Origin of the sequence: Silvania hatchlandensis (assembly GCF_025564065.1) — a bacterium.
In the GTDB taxonomy this organism is placed as follows: Bacteria; Pseudomonadota; Gammaproteobacteria; order Enterobacterales; family Enterobacteriaceae; genus Enterobacter; species Enterobacter hatchlandensis.
The window spans coordinates 227,935-247,182 of the sequence record NZ_JAMGZK010000054.1; the positions used below are offsets into that span (position 1 = coordinate 227,935).

Genomic DNA, 19,248 nt, shown 5'->3' on the forward strand with positions numbered 1-19,248 from the left:
GTTACGCTTGTTTGATTCCAACCCCGCCTTCGCGGGGTTTTTTTTCGCCCCAGCCCAGGTTGTTGCCCGCCGCGGCGAACAGGATCAGCAGGCCGCCTGCAAACTGGGTGGCATTGAGCGAATGGCCAAACACCAGGTTATCGACAATTAGCGCAATTACCGGATAGATAAATGACAGGGAGCCGGTAATGGGCGTCGGCAGTTTCTGAATCGCACTGTACAGCAGCTGATACATGATGCCGGTGTGGACAATGCCCAGCGTCAGCAGGATCCCCCACGGGAAATCGGCGGAGAAGACCGGCCTGTGCGCCAGCGGCAGCAGCATCACGATCCCGGTCAGCACCTGAATAAAGGCAATATGCTGTGGGGCCAGAGATTTTAGCTGGCGAGTAATAATGGCGGTTAACGCATAGAAGAACGCTGCGCCGAGGGCGAGGGCAATTCCGGTCAGCCAGCCGTCAGCGTGCCCCTGAGTCAGCTCGCTGGAGAGTAAAATCACCACCCCGGCAAACGCCAGCGCCAGCCAACCCCATTTCACCACACTGACCCGTTCCCCCAGCAGCATCCCCATCAGCACCAGCATAAACGGCTGGGTGTTATAGACCACCGTGGAGAGGCCGATAGAGATGCGCTCGAAGGCGGCGAACAGCAGCAGCCAGTTGATCACCAGCGCCACGCCGCCCAGCACGGCTAATCCCAGCGTCACGCGGGTAAGCGGGCTAAAGGGCTGTTTGCTCAGGCGGATAAAGATGAAGAGCGCGATGGCGCCAATCAGACAGCGCCAGAACACGACGTCGGTCACCGGCAGGCCGGAGAGCAACACAAAGGCCCCAATGGAGCCAGAAATCAGCATCGCCAGACACATCTGCCAGACGCCTTGTTGAAGTTCACGCATCACACACCTCCTGATTAATGCCCATTATTGTCGAAAAATCCTGTCTGGTTTTACAGGGCTGATCTAAGGTAACAGATGTGTTTGGCTTTTATAAATTAGGTGAATGCGATGGATTACCTTATCGATGAGATCGACCGCCAGATTTTGGCCTGCCTGGTGGAGGATGCGCGGATGTCTTTAAAGGTGCTAAGCGGCCGGGTGGGACTCACCTCGCCCAGCACGGCAGAGCGTTTAAAAAGGCTGGAGGAGCGGGGCGTTATTCAGGGGTACAGCGCCCGGGTAAACCTGGCGGCGTTAGGTTACACCCTGCAGGCGTTGGTCCGTGTGCGGCCGTTGCCGGGGTTGTTGCACAAGGTGGATAGCTACATTCAGGCGATGCCGGAGTGTATTGAGAGCGACAAAGTGACCGGGGAGGACTGTTTCGTTATCCGGCTGGTGGTGCGATCTATTGAGCAACTGGATACGTTGCTGGACGGGCTGGCAGAGCATGCCCAGTGCAATACGTCGATAGTAAAGAGTTCGCCAGTGAAGCGCCGGTTGCCACCGATGTAGTGGGGTGTCGCCAGGTGCGGTTTTGATGTGCTTCTCGTTCTTCCATGCATCACAAGACGATAAGGCAATGTGCTCGTTTGAGAGTGGGTGCGCTAAGGAAGTGATGGTGGTGGGGGAAGGATTACTCGGCTGCGCCTCGCCCTTCGGGTCGTTGCCTGCGGCAACGCTTTCTCGCTACGCTCGAATCGAACCTTAGTCGAAGCTTCTCATCCTTCCCCGCATGGGCAGAATATGAGGAAAACAGGTTCTATATATGAGTGTGCCAGTCAGAAGTGATGGTGGTGGGGGAAGGATTCGAACCTTCGAAGTCGATGACGGCAGATTTACAGTCTGCTCCCTTTGGCCGCTCGGGAACCCCACCAGGGGTAATTCAAATTTTGAGGTAAAGCTTAGAGATGGTGGTGGGGGAAGGATTCGAACCTTCGAAGTCGATGACGGCAGATTTACAGTCTGCTCCCTTTGGCCGCTCGGGAACCCCACCACGGGGTAATGCTTTTACTGGCCTGCTTCCTTGGGGGAAGCGGGGCGCATCATATCAAATGACGCGCCCCTGTAAAGACTTCCTTTGCGAAAATGAATCGTTTGCCTGAATTTTATCCGGAAAGATGTAAAGCTAATCAATTCATTGCGTGAAGGATTAAAGAATAATCGTTCTGTTACCGTAGACGAAGACGCGCTGTGCAAGGACCTGATAGAGCGCACGGCTCAGGACGTTTTTCTCGACGTCGCGCCCGGCACGCATCATGTCTTCCGCTGTGTAGGTATGATCGACATGAATCACGTCCTGCATGATGATCGGGCCTTCATCCAGATTGTCATTCACGTAGTGCGCCGTTGCACCGATGATCTTCACGCCGCGCTCGTACGCCTGGTGATAAGGGCGTGCACCGATAAACGCCGGTAAGAACGAGTGGTGAATATTGATGATTTTATTCGGGAAGCGGGAGACGAATGTCGGCGTGAGAACGCGCATGTATTTTGCCAGCACCACATAATCCGGGTTATGAGCTTCGATAGCCTGCGCCATCAACGTGTCGTGCTCTTCGCGGGTATGACCTTCGTGGCTGACCAGCTCAAATGGAATATCGAAACGCTCAACCAGCGTGCGCAGGGTATCGTGATTACCAATAACGGCGGCAATGTCCACATCCAGACCGCCATAGTTGGCTTTCATCAGCAGATCGCCCAGGCAGTGCGCCTCTTTGGTGACCAGAATCACCACCCGACGACGACCGGCTGGCGTCAGCTCACGCACAGAACCTTCCGGCAGCGCGCCGTCCAGGTCGGCCAGCAGCGTCGCATCGTTGAAAATGCCTTCTAGCTCGGTGCGCATAAAGAAGCGGCCGGTGCGGTGATCAACAAACTCGTTGTTCTGCACAATGTTCAGTTCATGCTTGTAGCAAATATTGGTAATACGGGCGATAAGCCCTTTCTGATCGGGACAAATGGTGCGCAGCACTTTGCGTTGTGTTGATTGCATTGCCGGGAAATCCTGTTAGGTGTTTGCTGGAACGGTGTTTGTCAGGCGCTATTGCCCGCAACACTTTTTAAATTTTTTACCTGAACCGCAGGGGCAGGGGTCATTACGACCAAACTGCGGACGAGTACCGTCAATATAGTACCACTGTCCGCCCTCCTTTAAGAAACGGGAGCGCTCGATTATCGCACCGGCTTTGCCTTGTTCCATAAAGCGCGCGACAAAGCTGACGAACCCTTCGTTCTCATCGCGTCCTGGTGCCGTTTCATATTGGGTCAATCCTGCCCAGGTCGTATTGGCGAAACCGGCTTCAATTTCCTGACGAAAATCAGCGGCGTGGCACGACGGATGCCAGGTCTTAATAAGGTAGTCTGCGTCACGCGTCACAAAAGCAGCATATCGGGAGCGCATAAGGGATGACGGGTCCGGCACTACCTGCTCGCCAGTAAGATATCGCTGACAACATAGGCTATACTCGAGTGCGCTACCGCAGGGACAGAGTTGAGACACGATACTCTCTTTCCTGAAACGTAAAATGAATGATGGGGTAGCACCATGTTAACTGAGCGGTTGCAATGACGCTATGCCAGGAATCCAGGGGACGTTAAAAAGGGCTAATGAGAAAGGTTAAAATTGGACTGGCATTGGGCTCAGGTGCAGCCCGGGGCTGGTCGCACATCGGTGTTATTAACGCCTTACAACGTCTTGGTATCGAAATTGATATTGTCGCAGGGTGTTCAATCGGGTCGCTGGTCGGCGCTGCCTATTCCTGCGGCAAACTTCCCGAGCTGGAAACCTGGGTGCGATCCTTCAGCTACTGGGATGTTCTGCGCTTGATGGACTTCTCCTGGCAACGCGGCGGGCTTTTGCGCGGTGAGCGCGTCTTTAACCGCTTCCGCCAGGTGATGCCCCTGTCCGAATTTTCCAGCTGCCAGATGCCCTTTGGCGCCGTTGCCACTAACCTCAGTACCGGCCGCGAACTTTGGTTCACCGAAGGCGATCTCCATCTTGCCGTTCGCGCCTCGTGCAGCATGCCGGGCTTAATGGCGCCGGTTCCCCATAACGGCTACTGGCTGGTCGACGGCGGCGTCGTCAATCCTATTCCCGTCTCGTTGACCCGTGCAATGGGTGCCGATATCGTGATTGCTGTCGATTTGCAGCATGACGCCCATCTGATGCAGCACGATCTCATGCCAGTAAATACCCATTCAGAAGATGCCGGGCTTGATGAACTCGCCTGGCATGAACGCCTGCGCGAGCGGATTAGCCGGGCCACGGCGCGCAAGCTGGTCGCTGCGCCGACCGCCCTGGAAATCATGACCACCTCGATTCAGGTTCTGGAAAACCGCCTGAAGCGTAATCGGATGGCGGGTGACCCGCCGGATATTTTGATCCAACCTTTTTGTCCGCAAATTTCAACGCTTGATTTCCACCGTGCAGAAGCGGCTATTTCCGCAGGCGCGCAGGCTGTCGAAAAGAAAATGGATGAATTGTTACCTTTGGTGCGGGCTACTGCCTGAACACCGTTTTTGAAGACTTCAGCAAAATCTGACAGGCGCTAGTACCGATAGCATGCCACTATTTATTTACTGTCAGCCCCGGGAGAGACCATGACGCAGCCATTAGCCGGAAAACAAATTTTGATTGTCGAAGACGAGCCTGTTTTCCGCTCGCTACTGGATTCATGGCTGTCATCGTTGGGGGCAACAACTTCGCTGGCCAATGATGGCCTCGAGGCGCTGGAGAAACTCGCCAGAATCACCCCTGATCTGATGATCTGCGACATTGCGATGCCGCGCATGAATGGTTTGAAGCTGGTGGAGCATTTGCGCAATGCCGGCGATCAGATCCCGATTCTGATTATCTCCGCCACCGAAAATATGGCCGATATCGCCAAAGCGCTGCGCCTGGGGGTGCAGGATGTTCTGCTCAAGCCGGTGAAAGATCTTAATCGCCTGCGTGAAACCGTGCTGGCTTGCCTGTATCCCAATATGTTCAACTCGCGCGTTGAGGAAGAGGAGCGTCTCTTCCAGGACTGGGATGCGTTAGTCAATAATCCCTCTGCTGCGGCAAAGCTGCTGCAGGAGTTGCAGCCGCCGGTTCAGCAGACCCTCTCCGATTGCCGGATTAATTACCGCCAACTGGTGGCGGCAGATCAGTCCGGTCTGGTGCTGGATATCGCGCCGTTATCCGATCATGATTTGGCCTTTTATTGTCTGGATGTCACCCGCGCGGGCGATAATGGCGTCCTGGCGGCGTTATTACTGCGCGCGCTGTTTAATGGCTTACTCCAGGAGCAACTTTCTCACCAGGGTCAACGTCTGCCGGAGTTAGGCAGTTTGCTTAAACAGGTTAATCAGTTACTGCGCCAGGCAAATTTACCGGGTCAATTTCCCCTCTTGGTGGGTTATTACCACAGCGGTTTAAAAAACCTGGTGCTGGTGTCGGCCGGACTGAATGCCACCCTTAATACCGGCGAACATCATATACAGGTGAGTAACGGCGTTCCGTTAGGGACGTTGGGTAATACTTATCTCAATCAAATAAGCCACCGCTGCCCCTCCTGGCAATGCCAAATTTGGGGGGCAGGCGGGCGGCTGCGCTTAATGTTGTCCACGGAATAATCAGTTGGAATTTAAACGGTAGATAGCTTTACCGTCGTTTCGAAGGCAGTGCTACTATCACTGCCAGTTTCAGTCGTATTTATCCTAATTAAACGGTAGCGCGTCCTTTTCAGACCCGGACTTCATCCTGAGACTGATATACTAAACGCGTTATTAATGCAGACTAAAGTTCAAAACGTGAACAGTTCAGGAGAGTTTCAATGGCTGCCCTAAATTCGAAAGTGACAAAGGCCGTTATCCCGGTAGCAGGATTGGGAACCAGGATGTTGCCCGCAACCAAGGCAATTCCGAAAGAGATGCTGCCGCTCGTTGATAAGCCATTAATCCAGTATGTCGTCAACGAATGTATTGCCGCTGGCATTACGGAAATTGTGCTGGTAACGCATTCATCCAAAAACTCTATCGAAAACCATTTCGATACCAGTTTCGAACTGGAAGCGATGCTGGAAAAACGCGTTAAGCGTCAACTTCTGCAGGAAGTGCAATCTATTTGCCCACCGCACGTGACTATTATGCAGGTTCGCCAGGGTCTGGCAAAAGGCCTGGGTCACGCCGTGCTGTGCGCGCATCCGGTTGTGGGTAATGAACCTGTCGCGGTTATTTTACCTGACGTTATTCTCGACGAATTTGAATCAGATTTGTCCCAGGATAACCTGGCCGATATGATTAAACGCTTCGATGACACCGGCAGCAGCCAGATTATGGTTGAACCGGTAGAAGACGTAACCGCCTACGGCGTGGTCGATTGCAAAGGCGTTGGCATGAACCCGGGTGACAGCGTGCCAATGGTTGGCGTGGTCGAGAAGCCTAAAGCCGACGTAGCCCCGTCTAATCTGGCCGTGGTAGGGCGCTATGTCCTGAGCGCAGAGATTTGGCCGCTGCTGGCAAAAACCCCTCCAGGCGCTGGCGATGAAATCCAGCTGACCGATGCTATCGACATGCTGATCGAAAAAGAGACCGTTGAAGCCTACCACATGAAAGGTAAGAGCCACGACTGCGGTAATAAACTCGGTTACATGCAGGCATTCGTTGAATATGGTGTTCGCCACCAGACGCTGGGTGAAGAATTTAAAGTGTGGCTGAAAGAGACGCTGGACATTAAAAACTAAGCCTCTGTTCAGGCGTTAAACGAAACCGGTGAAGCCTTGCGACGCCGGTTTTTTTATGGTTGTGGAACACCATGCGCTCAAGGGTAAAGGCAGATACAGGGTGGGAGGAGAGATAATATGACAGTATGTAACGGAATGTCACACTGTATAAAATGCAGGCATAAAAAATCCCGCATTAAGCGGGATTTTTCAGTAAATATTCTGGTTTATTCCTGGATCAGGAAATCGTCCAGTTGTTTACCTTGCTCGTCCATCGCTTTTTTGATAACAGCGGGGGTACGGCCCTGGCCGGTCCAGGTTTTAGATTCGCCGTTCTCGTCGATGTAGCTATATTTAGCCGGACGTGCAGCGCGTTTAGCTTTAGCACCGGTTTTAGCGGCAGCCATGCTGTTCAGCAATTCGTTAGGATCAATACCATCAGCGATCAGCATTTCACGATATTGCTGCAGTTTACGCGTACGCTCTTCAACTTCAGCAGCAGCGGCGTTTTCTTCTTCACGGCGCTCATTAACGACAACTTCTAATTTTTCCAGCATTTCTTCAAGCGTTTCGAGAGTACATTCTCTTGCCTGTGCACGAAGAGTACGGATGTTGTTCAGAATTTTAAGTGCTTCGCTCATTGTAGTAATCTCAAACTTATATTGTGGGGTTTGTTGAGGTAATAATAGAGGCTTAAATTGATATGTGCAATAGGTCAGAATGTAAGGAATTCAAAAATTCCTTAATATCGGGGGCTATTATTAATATCACTAACTTAAATTCAGCCGCGTTAAAGCCCATTTTGTTATCAAAAGATGCGCTGTTAACCGGTCGGTGAACTCTTTTTTTCGGACAATTTTCTTCAGAAATATAGTTGCCCAGGATAAATATCAACCTTTTGTATTAGGTCGCTTAACAAGGTTGCCCGTCGAAATTGTTAATTATTATTGAATGAATCCCGGCGTTGCTACTGCAATAAAAAAACATATTTTTCCGCAACTTACCCCGTCTATAACCTCATGGCGTTTCACTTTTCGGTTACCATTCATCATCGCCAACGGTATATCCAGGCGACAACCTAACCGTACCGGAACCGCCATACGCCGCGCGCTAGCGCAGATGACCAGACAAAATATGGTACAATGGCGCATCGGGAATAATACACATTGATTAGGGTTTTACGGCCAATGGCACAACTTTATTTCTACTATTCAGCAATGAACGCCGGTAAGTCGACCGCACTACTGCAATCGTCCTACAATTACCAGGAAAGGGGGATGCGTACCGTGGTGTACACCGCTGAAATTGACGACCGTTTCGGGGCCGGGAAGGTGAGTTCCCGAATTGGCCTCTCGTCGCCGGCAAAACTCTTTAATCCGCAGACTAACCTGCTGGACGAAATTCGCGCCGACGTGGCTGCTGGAGAAGTGCATTGCGTGCTGGTGGATGAATGCCAGTTTTTGACGCGCGAGCAGGTACATGAGCTTTCCGACGTGGTCGATGAACTCGATATCCCCGTGCTCTGCTATGGCCTGCGTACCGATTTTCGCGGCGAGCTATTTATTGGCAGCCAGTATTTACTGGCCTGGTCGGACAAACTGGTGGAATTAAAAACTATCTGTTTCTGCGGGCGTAAGGCAAGCATGGTACTGCGCCTCGATCATGCCGGTAAACCTTATGCAGAAGGCGAGCAGGTGGTGATTGGCGGCAATGAACGCTATATATCGGTCTGTCGTAAGCATTATAAAGAGGCGCTGGTGGTGGGCTCTCTGACCACCATTCAGGAAGCGTATCGTCGCTAGCGGCTTTATTCCTGCTACTGCGCAGCAGACATAATTCAACCCGCCTCTCGGTGCTGAGGAATCCCCAGTAATGGGCGAGTACAAAAGAGAGGCACAGCGTTTAGTGAACGACTGAATGCGCTAACACACCCAATGAGATCATCTCTGTGCCTGCGCCACCCTTCAGCATGATACCCCACTGATATTTTCAAATATTATTTCTCTTTCTTCGGAGCTTAACCTGCTAAGTGATTGCTGAGGACAAACCAGAATATCCTCTGCCTGGCAGGCTGACGCGTGCTGAATATGCTTAATGCGAGGGGGGCATTTATCTTCATAAAAAAGTGCCTAAAAAACGAAAACACCCTTTCCAGGATGAGGAAGGTGAACGTTTTGGTCTTAGGGGCCGTTACTGCAGAATGGAAGGAGAGATAAGTAGCTGAGTGTACTGACGATGTGGGCTATCACTTCTGACAATAACGGAGAATGCCTTGCGACATTCTCCGTTAATTTTTACGCGAACGGTACTGAGTACCATCTTTACCCACCTTGCCAGCACCCACAGAAAGAGGGTGCTGGCTTATTAGCGCTGATGTTGTGAGGATCTCTCAGCGCCGGAGCGGGTTTTATATTTGCTGTTAATTAAGCGCTTTTCTTCGCTTTCTTATCAGCCTTTACGAGGGTATCTACAGCGGCAGGCGTGGTGACGCCTTCGCTGAATTCACGGCCGTAGTAAGTATCCAGCAGGATCTGTTTCAGTTCGGCAATCAGTGGGTAGCGCGGGTTCGCACCAGTACACTGGTCATCGAAAGCATCTTCAGACAGCTTGTCAACGTGCGCCAGGAAGTCAGCTTCCTGAACACCGGCTTCGCGGATAGATTTTGGAATACCCAGTTCAGCTTTAATGCTGTCCAGCCATGCCAGCAGTTTCTCGATCTTCGCAGCAGTGCGGTCACCAGGAGCGCTCAGGCCCAGGTGGTCAGCGATTTCTGCATAACGACGACGTGCCTGCGGGCGGTCGTACTGGCTGAATGCGGTCTGCTTGGTCGGGTTGTCGTTGGCGTTATAACGGATAACGTTGCTGATCAACAGGGCGTTCGCCAGACCGTGAGGAATATGGAACTGAGAGCCCAGCTTGTGCGCCATTGAGTGACACACACCGAGGAAGGCGTTAGCAAACGCGATACCTGCGATGGTGGCGGCACTGTGTACGCGCTCACGGGCAACCGGGTTTTTAGAGCCTTCGTTGTAAGACGCTGGCAGGTTTTCTTTCAGCAGTTTCAGTGCCTGCAGAGCCTGACCGTCAGAGAATTCAGATGCCAGTACAGAAACGTAAGCTTCCAGGGCGTGCGTTACTGCATCCAGACCACCGAACGCACACAGAGACTTCGGCATCTCCATGACGAGGTTGGCGTCAACGATAGCGACGTCTGGAGTCAGCGCGTAGTCAGCCAGTGGATATTTCTGGCCTGTTGCATCGTCGGTCACAACGGCAAACGGAGTCACTTCAGAACCGGTACCGGAAGTGGTGGTGACGGCGATCATTTTCGCTTTCACACCCATTTTTGGGAATTTATAGATACGCTTACGGATGTCCATAAAGCGCAGCGCCAGCTCTTCGAAGTGCGTTTCTGGGTGCTCGTACATAACCCACATGATTTTGGCTGCATCCATTGGGGAGCCGCCGCCCAGCGCGATGATTACGTCTGGTTTGAAGGATTTGGCCAGTTCTGCACCTTTGCGAACAATGGTCAGAGTCGGGTCAGCTTCAACTTCGAAGAACACTTCGGTTTCCACGCCACCTGCTTTCAGAACAGAGGTGATCTGGTCTGCGTAGCCGTTGTTGAACAGGAAACGGTCGGTCACGATCAGCGCACGTTTGTGGCCATCGGTAATCACTTCATCCAGCGCGATTGGCAGGGAGCCACGGCGGAAGTAGATAGATTTCGGAAGTTTGTGCCACAACATGTTTTCAGCTCGCTTAGCAACGGTTTTCTTGTTGATCAGGTGCTTAGGACCAACGTTCTCAGAGATGGAGTTACCACCCCATGAACCACAACCCAGAGTCAGGGAAGGCGCGAGTTTAAAGTTATACAGGTCACCGATACCACCCTGGGACGCCGGGGTGTTGATCAGGATACGGGCCGTTTTCATCATCTGACCGAAGTGGGCCACACGTTCCGGCTGGTTGTCCTGGTCGGTGTACAGGCAAGAGGTATGACCGATACCGCCCATAGCAACCAGTTTCTCTGCTTTGATAACCGCGTCGTCAAAATCTTTCGCACGGTACATCGCAAGCGTAGGAGACAGTTTTTCGTGAGCAAACGGCTCGCTTTCGTCAACGACTTTCACTTCACCAATCAGGATCTTAGTGGTCGCTGGAACGGTAAAGCCTGCCAGTTCGGCGATTTTGTATGCTGGCTGACCGACGATGGCGGCATTCAGTGCGCCATTTTTCAGGATGATGTCCTGAACCGCTTTCAGCTCTTTACCTTGCAGCATGTAGCCGCCGTGGCTGGCGAAACGTTCGCGAACCGCGTCGTAGACAGAATCAACAACAACAACGGACTGCTCGGAAGCACAAATGACGCCGTTGTCGAAGGTTTTAGACATCAGAACAGAGGCAACGGCGCGTTTGATATCGGCGGTTTCGTCGATAACAACCGGGGTGTTACCTGCACCCACACCGATAGCTGGTTTACCGGAGCTATACGCTGCTTTAACCATGCCTGGACCGCCGGTCGCGAGGATCAGGTTAATGTCAGGGTGGTGCATCAGTGCGTTAGACAGTTCCACGGAAGGTTGATCGATCCAGCCGATCAGATCTTTCGGCGCGCCAGCGGCGATAGCTGCCTGCAGAACGATATCTGCTGCTTTGTTGGTCGCATCTTTAGCACGTGGATGTGGAGAGAAAATGATTGCGTTGCGGGTCTTCAGGCTAATCAGTGATTTGAAGATCGCAGTAGACGTTGGGTTGGTGGTCGGTACGATACCGCAGATGATGCCGATAGGCTCTGCAATAGTGATAGTACCAAAAGTGTCATCTTCAGACAGGACACCACATGTCTTCTCATCTTTATAGGCGTTGTAGATATACTCAGAAGCAAAGTGGTTTTTGATCACTTTATCTTCTACGATACCCATACCGGATTCGGCAACGGCCATTTTAGCGAGAGGGATACGAGCATCTGCAGCGGCCAGAGCGGCGGCGCGGAAGATTTTATCAACCTGTTCTTGGGTGAAATTGGCATATTCACGCTGGGCTTTTTTTACGCGCTCTACAAGTGCGTTAAGTTCAGCGACATTAGTAACAGCCATAATGCTCTCCTGGATAATGTTAAACTCTTTTAGTAAATCAGCTGCACGATACGGAAACAGTATAGACAGCGCTATTGCCACTTGCGTAACTTACATCAAAACAAGGCGTTAACGTAAAATCGTCCCCCTGATTTACTAAAAGAGCCTCCCATCAGAATCCTGCCTTCAGAAACTGAATCTCCGTGGTGGCGTAATCAAGATTACTCACTTCTGAGTATGGAAAACATGATCTGCATCAATTTATCCATAAGCTGATACCTTTCAGCAGGGGTATTTTGGCTTGTCATATCAAATGTTAAATAATTGCAAAATCAATTGAACCACAACAAACCATTATGTACACAAATATTTTACAGCAATGAGGCCTATGATTTAGCAATATTGTGGTGAAGTATGCCGTCAAAAAGCGTATCTTCTGCGCGGTTATTGGGGTGCTTCTTTTTACATTCAGTCTCGCTTATCGCCGGAGCTAACAGTGAGTTCTTCGCTCTTTGATTTTCCAACCTATTTCAAGTTTTTTATTGGTCTGTTTGCCCTGGTCAACCCAGTGGGCATTATCCCCGTCTTCATCAGTATGACCAGCTATCAGACGGCCCTCGCCAGAAATAAAACTAACCTGACGGCAAACCTGTCGGTAGCGATCATCCTCCTGACGTCGCTCTATCTTGGCGATTCCATATTGCAGATTTTTGGCATCTCGATTGATTCGTTCAGAATTGCAGGTGGGATCCTGGTGGTGACCATCGCAATGTCGATGATCAGCGGCAAGCTGGGTGAAGATAAACAGAACAAACAAGAAAAATCAGAAACCGCCGTTCGTGAAAGCATCGGCGTTGTGCCGTTGGCGTTACCGCTGATGGCCGGGCCAGGGGCAATCAGTTCCACCATCGTCTGGGGAACGCGTTACCACAGTATAATGCACCTGATCGGCTTCTCGGTGGCGATTGCGCTGTTTGCATTCTGCTGTTGGGGCGTATTCCGTATTGCCCCCTGGCTTGTCCGCCTGCTGGGGCAGACCGGCATTAACGTTATTACCCGTATCATGGGTCTACTGCTGATGGCGCTGGGCATTGAATTTATTGTGACCGGGCTCAAATCAATATTTCCGGGTTTATTAGCCTAACCCTTTCATATGAAAAAACGGAGCCTTTGGCTCCGTTTCTTTTGTCATTATCAGCAAATCATATAATTAAAGTTGAAAATCTCTCCACCCATAATAAATTTTACTAATAATTTTGTTTTCTTAACTTTCAATAGCTTGCCTTGCACTGACGCAACGCGCTGTACACATTCCGTGCAGTGAGACTGTTATTTTAATCACACGATACTCTGGGGCTTGCTGAGAGATTAATGAAATGATATTAGTTAATTGATGAATCATATAGACGAATGTGCTAAATAATAGACAGTTGTTAATTTTTTGTACACGCAGCCTGTCACCAGCAGAACCGCACAGTCATCGACGCAAAAAATTTCACCATCTCATTGAATAATGGAGATTTTATCCGTATTTAATGCGCGGCAGGGTAGCCCACAGCGTCACGTTCTCTTCCGTAAAAGAGAATTAGTTAACAAATTTGCAAAATGTATTGGCACCGGGGAAAGTCATTTGATACTTTCCGGCCGTATAATTTCTGCAGAAATCATGAAGATGAGAACTTTTTGCATTTGAGGTTCTGGTCTTAATAGAACATACGCGCCTCGACAGGGGAGGCGCGTCACGAATCGACGTAAGACGGCCAGACGAGCCGTTGGTAAAAATAAAGTCGGTGATAGCAAGAAGTAAAAAAACGCCTGACGGCTGCATAAACTCCTACGTTGTCAGGAAACCCCAAAGGGGAATTAAACAGACTGGTAAATAACCAGTAATTATAAAGAGTGGAGTATCAACACAATGTCCATCATCACAAAAAAAAGTTTGGTAGCAGCGGGAATCTTAACTGCGCTCATCGCAGGTAACGTTGCAATGGCTGCAGACGTTCCTGCTGGCGTTCAGCTGGCTGAGAAGCAAACGCTGGTACGTAACAACGGTGCGGAAGTGCAGTCCCTCGATCCGCACAAAATTGAAGGCGTACCGGAATCCAACATCAACCGCGATCTGTTCGAAGGTCTGCTGGTATCTGACGTCGACGGCCACCCGGTTGCTGGCGTTGCCGAAAAATGGGAAAACAAAGACGGCAAAGTCTGGACTTTCCACCTGCGCAAAGACGCAAAATGGTCTGACGGCTCCCCGGTTACCGCACACGATTTCGTATATAGCTGGCAGCGCCTGGCCGATCCAAATACGGCCTCTCCCTATGCGAGCTATCTGCAGTATGGTCATATTGCCAATATCGATGACATCATCACGGGCAAAAAGCCGATTACTGATCTCGGCGTAAAAGCGATTGATGACAATACATTCGAAGTTACCCTGAGCGAACCTGTTCCGTATTTCTACAAACTGCTGGTTCACCCGTCCGTCTCCCCGGTTCCAAAAGCGGTGATTGAGAAATTTGGCGAGAAGTGGACTCAGCCTGCCAACATCGTTACCAACGGCGCGTACAAGCTCAAATCCTGGGTTGTTAACGAACGTATCGACCTGGAGCGTAATACCAACTACTGGGATAACGCGAAAACCGTTATCAACCAGGTAACCTACCTGCCAATTTCTTCTGAAGTGACTGACGTTAACCGCTATCGTAGCGGTGAGATCGACATGACCTATAACAACATGCCGATCGAACTGTTCCAGAAGCTGAAAAAAGAGATCCCGACGGAAGTGCATGTTGACCCGTACCTGTGTACTTACTACTACGAAATCAACAACCAGAAAGCGCCATTTAATGACGTTCGCGTGCGTACCGCTCTGAAGCTGGCGCTGGACCGCGATATCATTGTCAACAAAGTGAAAAACCAGGGCGATCTGCCAGCATACAGCTACACTCCGCCATACACCGATGGTGCAAAACTGACCCAGCCAGAGTGGTTCGGCTGGTCGCAGGAAAAACGTAACGAAGAAGCGAAGAAACTGCTGGCCGAAGCCGGTTATACCGCTGAGAAGCCGTTGACCTTTAACCTGCTGTACAACACCTCCGATCTGCATAAAAAACTGGCTATCGCGGTCTCTTCTATCTGGAAGAAAAACCTGGGTGCCAACGTGAAGCTGGAAAACCAGGAGTGGAAAACCTTCCTGGACAGTCGTCATCAGGGCACCTTTGACGTGGCGCGTGCTGGCTGGTGTGCGGACTATAACGAACCAACCTCCTTCCTGAACACCATGCTGAGCGACAGCTCGAACAACACCGCGCATTATAAGAGCCCGGCGTTCGATAAGCTGATCGGCGATACCCTGAAAGCCGCAGACGAAGCGCAGCGTGCCGACCTGTATGCGAAAGCAGAACAGCAGCTCGACAAAGACTCTGCCATCGTGCCGGTTTACTACTACGTGAACGCCCGTCTGGTGAAACCGTGGGTAGGTGGCTACACCGGTAAAGACCCGATGGATAACATCTACGTTAAAAACTTGTATATTATCAAGCATTAATGGCAATGAGTGGGGCAGGCAATGCTTGCCCCACGGTGTCTACTCAACGTAATACTATATAGGCACACGCCAGAAGGTACGGGCAATGTTGAAATTTATCCTACGTCGCTGTCTTGAAGCGATTCCAACGCTATTTATTCTCATAACGATCTCTTTCTTTATGATGCGTCTCGCGCCGGGAAGTCCATTCACCGGTGAACGTACGCTGCCGCCTGAAGTCATGGCGAATATCGAAGCGAAATATCATTTAAACGATCCTATCTCCACCCAGTATTTTCATTATCTGAAGCAGCTGGCTCATGGTGATTTTGGACCATCATTTAAATATAAAGACTATTCCGTAAACGATTTGGTGGCATCCAGCTTCCCCGTTTCGGCTAAATTAGGCGCTGCGGCCTTTTTACTGGCCCTTATTCTTGGCGTCACAGCGGGCGTTATTGCCGCGCTGAATCAAAATACCAAATGGGATTACACCGTTATGGGGGTGGCAATGACCGGTGTGGTGATACCGAGTTTTGTCGTGGCACCCTTACTGGTCATGATATTTGCTATCACCCTCAAATGGCTGCCCGGTGGGGGCTGGAACGGCGGGGCGCTGCAGTACATGATCCTGCCGATGGTGGCGCTGTCGCTGGCCTATATTGCCAGTATTTCACGTATCACCCGTGGTTCGATGATTGAAGTCCTGAACTCTAACTTCATTCGTACCGCAAGGGCGAAAGGGTTGCCAATGCGTCGAATCATCTTCCGCCACGCGTTAAAGCCCGCCCTGCTGCCTGTGCTCTCGTATTTAGGCCCTGCGTTTGTCGGCATCATTACCGGATCCATGGTTATCGAAACCATCTATGGTCTGCCGGGTATCGGCCAGCTGTTCGTTAACGGTGCGCTGAACCGTGACTACTCTCTGGTACTGAGTCTGACCATTCTCGTTGGTGCGCTGACCATCCTCTTTAACGCGATCGTCGATGTGCTGTATGCCGTTATCGATCCGAAAATTCGCTACTGACACTGGAGCTCGCCATGATGGTAAGTAATAAAAATAGCGAGGCGCTGGAAAACTTCAGTGAAAAACTGGACGTCGAAGGACGCAGTCTCTGGCAGGATGCCCGTCGTCGCTTTATGCACAACCGCGCGGCGGTTGCCAGTCTGATTGTGCTGGTGATCATCGCCCTGTTTGTCACTCTGGCACCCATGCTTTCACAGTTTACCTACTTTGATACCGACTGGGGCATGATGTCTAGTGCGCCGGATTCTGCATCCGGTCACTACTTTGGCACTGACTCCTCAGGGCGTGATCTGCTGGTACGTGTGGCCATTGGGGGGCGTATCTCATTGATGGTCGGAATTGCGGCCGCCTTTGTGGCGGTGATTTTGGGCACCTTATATGGATCGCTCTCCGGCTATCTTGGCGGAAAAGTGGATTCAGTGATGATGCGTATCCTCGAAATCCTCAACTCCTTCCCGTTTATGTTCTTTGTAATCCTGCTGGTGACCTTCTTTGGTCAGAACATCCTGCTGATCTTCGTGGCAATCGGGATGGTCTCCTGGCTGGACATGGCGCGTATCGTGCGCGGTCAGACCCTGAGCCTGAAGCGCAAAGAGTTTATCGAAGCGGCGCAGGTAGGCGGAGTCTCTACGGGTAACATTGTGGTTCGCCATATTGTACCGAACGTGCTGGGTGTGGTGGTGGTGTATGCCTCTCTGCTGGTGCCGAGCATGATCTTGTTTGAATCCTTCCTGAGCTTCCTCGGCCTCGGTACGCAAGAGCCGCTGAGTAGCTGGGGTGCGCTGCTCAGCGATGGCGCAAACTCAATGGAAGTTTCACCGTGGCTGCTGCTGTTCCCGGCGGGTTTCCTGGTAGTGACCCTGTTTTGTTTCAACTTTATCGGCGATGGCCTGCGTGATGCCCTCGACCCGAAAGACCGTTAAGGAGCGCCGTCATGACAATTATTGAAACGGCATCTGCCCCACAGGCACATCAGCAGGGCAATACGCTGCTGGATGTCAAAGATCTGCGCGTCACCTTCAAAACGCCGGATGGCGATGTGACAGCGGTAAACGATCTGAACTTCAGTCTGCGGGCTGGAGAAACCCTGGGTATCGTGGGCGAATCCGGTTCCGGTAAATCCCAGACTGCGTTCGCACTGATGGGCCTGCTGGCAAAAAACGGTGTAATCGGCGGTTCCGCCAGCTTTAACGGCAAAGAGATCCTTAACCTGCCTGAGCGCGAGTTGAATACGCTGCGCGCCGAGCAGATTTCAATGATTTTCCAGGATCCGATGACCTCCCTGAACCCGTACATGCGTGTGGGTGAGCAGCTGATGGAAGTGTTAATGCTGCATAAAGGGATGGGCAAAGCCGAAGCCTTTGAAGAGTCAGTTAAAATGCTGGATGCGGTCAAAATGCCAGAAGCGCGTAAGCGCATGCGCATGTACCCGCACGAGTTTTCCGGCGGGATGCGCCAGCGCGTGATGATCGCGATGGCCCTGATGTGTCGCCCGAAACTGCTGATTGCCGATGAACCGACCACCGCGCTGGACGTCACCGTTCAGGCGCAGATCATGACTCTGCTGAACGAGCTTAAGCGCGAGTTCAATACGGCGATCATCATGATTACCCACGATCTCGGGGTAGTTGCCGGGATCTGCGACAAAGTGCTGGTGATGTACGCTGGCCGTACCATGGAATACGGTAAAGCGCGGGATGTGTTCTACAACCCGGCGCACCCGTACTCCATCGGCCTGCTGAATGCCGTACCGCGTCTTGATGCGGAAGGGGAAGCGCTGCTGACCATTCCAGGCAACCCGCCAAACCTGCTGCGACTGCCGAAAGGCTGCCCGTTCCAGCCGCGCTGTCCGCATGCCATGGAGATCTGCAACAGCGCTCCGCCGCTGCAGGAGTTTGCGCCAGGCCGTCTGCGTGCCTGCTTTAAGCCGTACGAGGAGCTGGTATGACCGCCATTGACGAAAAAAGAAATGTTCTGCTCGAAATCGCCGATCTGAAAGTGCACTTTGACATCAAAGATGGCAAACAGTGGTTCTGGCAGCCGTCGAAAACACTGAAGGCCGTAGACGGCGTAACTCTGCGACTGTACGAAGGGGAAACCCTGGGCGTGGTGGGCGAATCGGGTTGCGGTAAGTCCACGTTCGCGCGCGCGATTATCGGGCTGGTGAAAGCGACGGAGGGCAAAGTGGCCTGGCTGGGCAAAGACCTGCTGGGGATGAAACCAGATGAATGGCGCGCCGTGCGCAGCGACATTCAGATGATTTTCCAGGATCCGCTGGCGTCCCTGAACCCGCGGATGACCATTGGGGAGATCATAGCTGAACCACTGCGCACTTATCATCCTAAAATGTCGCGCGTCGAAGTGCGTGACCGCGTCAAAGCGATGATGATGAAGGTGGGTCTACTGCCTAACCTCGTCAACCGTTACCCGCACGAGTTCTCCGGCGGCCAGTGTCAGCGTATCGGAATTGCCCGCGCGCTGATCCTCGAGCCGAAGCTGATTATCTGTGACGAACCGGTATCGGCGCTGGACGTGTCCATTCAGGCGCAGGTGGTTAACCTGCTTCAAAAACTGCAGCGTGAGATGGGGCTGTCGCTGATCTTTATCGCCCACGACCTGGCGGTAGTGAAGCACATTTCCGATCGTGTGCTGGTGATGTATCTCGGCCACGCCGTTGAGCTGGGTACCTATGACGAGGTGTATCACAATCCGCTGCACCCGTACACCAAAGCGCTGATGTCTGCGGTGCCGGTACCCGATCCGGATCTGGAGAAGAATAAAACCATTCAGCTGCTGGAAGGGGAGCTGCCGTCGCCAATCAATCCGCCATCCGGGTGCGTATTCCGTACGCGCTGCCCGATTGCCGGACCGGAATGCGCAAAAACGCGTCCGGTGCTGGAAGGCAGTTTCCGCCATGCGGTGTCCTGCCTGAAAGTTGACCCGCTCTAAGCGAGTGACGCGCATAAAAAAGGCTGCATTCG

The 19,248-nt window shown here is 51.8% G+C and carries 16 protein-coding genes, 2 tRNA genes and 1 other RNA gene; 11 read left to right on the forward strand and 8 right to left on the reverse strand.

The window, feature by feature from the left end:
- Nucleotide 1: 1 nt before the first annotated feature.
- On the reverse strand, nucleotides 2–895 hold the full coding sequence (locus M8014_RS20090; protein ID WP_271284139.1) for a DMT family transporter: 894 nt from the start codon (nucleotides 893–895) through the stop codon (nucleotides 2–4).
- A gap of 108 nt (nucleotides 896–1,003) precedes the next feature.
- Between M8014_RS20090 and M8014_RS20095 the strand changes: the two genes are divergently transcribed.
- The gene (locus tag M8014_RS20095) at nucleotides 1,004–1,447 is read left to right on the forward strand and encodes an Lrp/AsnC family transcriptional regulator (RefSeq protein WP_271284140.1); all 444 of its coding nucleotides are present in this window, start codon (nucleotides 1,004–1,006) and stop codon (nucleotides 1,445–1,447) included.
- A 104-nt stretch (nucleotides 1,448–1,551) separates the two neighbouring features.
- Here M8014_RS20095 and M8014_RS20100 read toward each other — a convergent pair.
- The 5 genes from M8014_RS20100 to M8014_RS20120 all read right to left on the reverse strand — a co-directional run bounded on the left by M8014_RS20100 (nucleotide 1,552) and on the right by M8014_RS20120 (nucleotide 3,434).
- Nucleotides 1,552–1,678, reverse strand: a non-coding RNA gene (locus M8014_RS20100) — RtT sRNA.
- Nucleotides 1,679–1,723: 45 nt separating this feature from the next.
- Nucleotides 1,724–1,808, reverse strand: a tRNA-Tyr gene (locus tag M8014_RS20105).
- Nucleotides 1,809–1,843: 35 nt separating this feature from the next.
- Nucleotides 1,844–1,928, reverse strand: a tRNA-Tyr gene (locus M8014_RS20110).
- A 156-nt stretch (nucleotides 1,929–2,084) separates the two neighbouring features.
- Nucleotides 2,085–2,927 carry a formyltetrahydrofolate deformylase gene (purU, locus tag M8014_RS20115; RefSeq protein ID WP_271284141.1) on the reverse strand — a complete coding sequence of 281 codons (843 nt, stop codon included), beginning with the start codon at nucleotides 2,925–2,927 and terminating at the stop codon, nucleotides 2,085–2,087.
- 48 nt (nucleotides 2,928–2,975) lie between these two features.
- Nucleotides 2,976–3,434, reverse strand: a complete 459-nt coding sequence (locus M8014_RS20120; protein WP_271284142.1) for a YchJ family protein — start codon at nucleotides 3,432–3,434, stop codon at nucleotides 2,976–2,978.
- 107 nt (nucleotides 3,435–3,541) lie between these two features.
- Here M8014_RS20120 and rssA point away from each other — a divergent pair, with 107 nt between their 5' ends.
- From rssA to galU, 3 genes are all read left to right on the forward strand, one after another.
- Nucleotides 3,542–4,444, forward strand: coding sequence for a patatin-like phospholipase RssA (gene rssA, locus M8014_RS20125; RefSeq protein WP_271284143.1), 903 nt, complete (start codon nucleotides 3,542–3,544; stop codon nucleotides 4,442–4,444).
- Between the two features lie 90 nt (nucleotides 4,445–4,534).
- Entirely contained in the window at nucleotides 4,535–5,548 is a 1,014-nt protein-coding gene (gene rssB / locus M8014_RS20130) for a two-component system response regulator RssB (RefSeq protein ID WP_271284144.1), read from the forward strand.
- A gap of 200 nt (nucleotides 5,549–5,748) precedes the next feature.
- On the forward strand, nucleotides 5,749–6,657 hold the full coding sequence (gene galU, locus M8014_RS20135; RefSeq protein WP_271284145.1) for a UTP--glucose-1-phosphate uridylyltransferase GalU: 909 nt from the start codon (nucleotides 5,749–5,751) through the stop codon (nucleotides 6,655–6,657).
- Nucleotides 6,658–6,863: 206 nt separating this feature from the next.
- Here the strand turns inward: galU and hns are convergent, their stop codons facing one another.
- Entirely contained in the window at nucleotides 6,864–7,277 is a 414-nt protein-coding gene (gene hns, locus M8014_RS20140) for a histone-like nucleoid-structuring protein H-NS (RefSeq protein ID WP_271284146.1), read from the reverse strand.
- 546 nt (nucleotides 7,278–7,823) lie between these two features.
- Here hns and tdk point away from each other — a divergent pair.
- Nucleotides 7,824–8,438: a thymidine kinase gene (gene tdk, locus M8014_RS20145; protein ID WP_271284147.1), complete on the forward strand. Its 615-nt coding sequence runs from the start codon at nucleotides 7,824–7,826 to the stop codon at nucleotides 8,436–8,438.
- Nucleotides 8,439–9,059: 621 nt separating this feature from the next.
- Here the strand turns inward: tdk and adhE are convergent.
- Nucleotides 9,060–11,735 (reverse strand): bifunctional acetaldehyde-CoA/alcohol dehydrogenase, encoded by a 2,676-nt coding sequence (adhE, locus tag M8014_RS20150; protein ID WP_271284148.1) that lies wholly within the window; start codon nucleotides 11,733–11,735, stop codon nucleotides 9,060–9,062.
- Nucleotides 11,736–12,210: 475 nt separating this feature from the next.
- Between adhE and M8014_RS20155 the strand changes: the two genes are divergently transcribed.
- The 6 genes from M8014_RS20155 to oppF all read left to right on the forward strand — a co-directional run bounded on the left by M8014_RS20155 (nucleotide 12,211) and on the right by oppF (nucleotide 19,216).
- Nucleotides 12,211–12,858: a YchE family NAAT transporter gene (locus tag M8014_RS20155; RefSeq protein ID WP_271284149.1), complete on the forward strand. Its 648-nt coding sequence runs from the start codon at nucleotides 12,211–12,213 to the stop codon at nucleotides 12,856–12,858.
- Between the two features lie 771 nt (nucleotides 12,859–13,629).
- Nucleotides 13,630–15,261, forward strand: a complete 1,632-nt coding sequence (gene oppA, locus M8014_RS20160) for an oligopeptide ABC transporter substrate-binding protein OppA (protein WP_271284150.1) — start codon at nucleotides 13,630–13,632, stop codon at nucleotides 15,259–15,261.
- Between the two features lie 85 nt (nucleotides 15,262–15,346).
- On the forward strand, nucleotides 15,347–16,267 hold the full coding sequence (oppB, locus tag M8014_RS20165; RefSeq protein ID WP_271284151.1) for an oligopeptide ABC transporter permease OppB: 921 nt from the start codon (nucleotides 15,347–15,349) through the stop codon (nucleotides 16,265–16,267).
- A 14-nt stretch (nucleotides 16,268–16,281) separates the two neighbouring features.
- The gene (gene oppC / locus M8014_RS20170) at nucleotides 16,282–17,190 is read left to right on the forward strand and encodes an oligopeptide ABC transporter permease OppC (RefSeq protein WP_271284152.1); all 909 of its coding nucleotides are present in this window, start codon (nucleotides 16,282–16,284) and stop codon (nucleotides 17,188–17,190) included.
- A gap of 11 nt (nucleotides 17,191–17,201) precedes the next feature.
- Complete coding sequence (gene oppD / locus M8014_RS20175; protein WP_271284153.1) at nucleotides 17,202–18,215, forward strand: ABC transporter ATP-binding protein; 1,014 nt, start codon at nucleotides 17,202–17,204, stop codon at nucleotides 18,213–18,215.
- Nucleotides 18,212–19,216, forward strand: a complete 1,005-nt coding sequence (oppF, locus tag M8014_RS20180) for a murein tripeptide/oligopeptide ABC transporter ATP-binding protein OppF (protein WP_271284154.1) — start codon at nucleotides 18,212–18,214, stop codon at nucleotides 19,214–19,216. The genes oppD and oppF overlap by 4 nt, the downstream gene beginning before the upstream one ends.
- Nucleotides 19,217–19,248: the final 32 nt, after the last annotated feature.

What these genes read in the sequence shown, in the direction of transcription:
- M8014_RS20090 (WP_271284139.1), bottom strand. Translation starts at nt 895, where the DNA reads ATGCGTGAACTTCAACAAGGCGTCTGGCAGATGTGTCTGGCGATGCTG.
- M8014_RS20095 (WP_271284140.1), top strand. Translation starts at nt 1,004, where the DNA reads ATGGATTACCTTATCGATGAGATCGACCGCCAGATTTTGGCCTGCCTG.
- purU (WP_271284141.1), bottom strand. Translation starts at nt 2,927, where the DNA reads ATGCAATCAACACAACGCAAAGTGCTGCGCACCATTTGTCCCGATCAG.
- rssA (WP_271284143.1), top strand. Translation starts at nt 3,542, where the DNA reads ATGAGAAAGGTTAAAATTGGACTGGCATTGGGCTCAGGTGCAGCCCGG.
- rssB (WP_271284144.1), top strand. Translation starts at nt 4,535, where the DNA reads ATGACGCAGCCATTAGCCGGAAAACAAATTTTGATTGTCGAAGACGAG.
- galU (WP_271284145.1), top strand. Translation starts at nt 5,749, where the DNA reads ATGGCTGCCCTAAATTCGAAAGTGACAAAGGCCGTTATCCCGGTAGCA.
- hns (WP_271284146.1), bottom strand. Translation starts at nt 7,277, where the DNA reads ATGAGCGAAGCACTTAAAATTCTGAACAACATCCGTACTCTTCGTGCA.
- tdk (WP_271284147.1), top strand. Translation starts at nt 7,824, where the DNA reads ATGGCACAACTTTATTTCTACTATTCAGCAATGAACGCCGGTAAGTCG.
- adhE (WP_271284148.1), bottom strand. Translation starts at nt 11,735, where the DNA reads ATGGCTGTTACTAATGTCGCTGAACTTAACGCACTTGTAGAGCGCGTA.
- oppA (WP_271284150.1), top strand. Translation starts at nt 13,630, where the DNA reads ATGTCCATCATCACAAAAAAAAGTTTGGTAGCAGCGGGAATCTTAACT.
- oppB (WP_271284151.1), top strand. Translation starts at nt 15,347, where the DNA reads ATGTTGAAATTTATCCTACGTCGCTGTCTTGAAGCGATTCCAACGCTA.
- oppC (WP_271284152.1), top strand. Translation starts at nt 16,282, where the DNA reads ATGATGGTAAGTAATAAAAATAGCGAGGCGCTGGAAAACTTCAGTGAA.
- oppD (WP_271284153.1), top strand. Translation starts at nt 17,202, where the DNA reads ATGACAATTATTGAAACGGCATCTGCCCCACAGGCACATCAGCAGGGC.
- oppF (WP_271284154.1), top strand. Translation starts at nt 18,212, where the DNA reads ATGACCGCCATTGACGAAAAAAGAAATGTTCTGCTCGAAATCGCCGAT.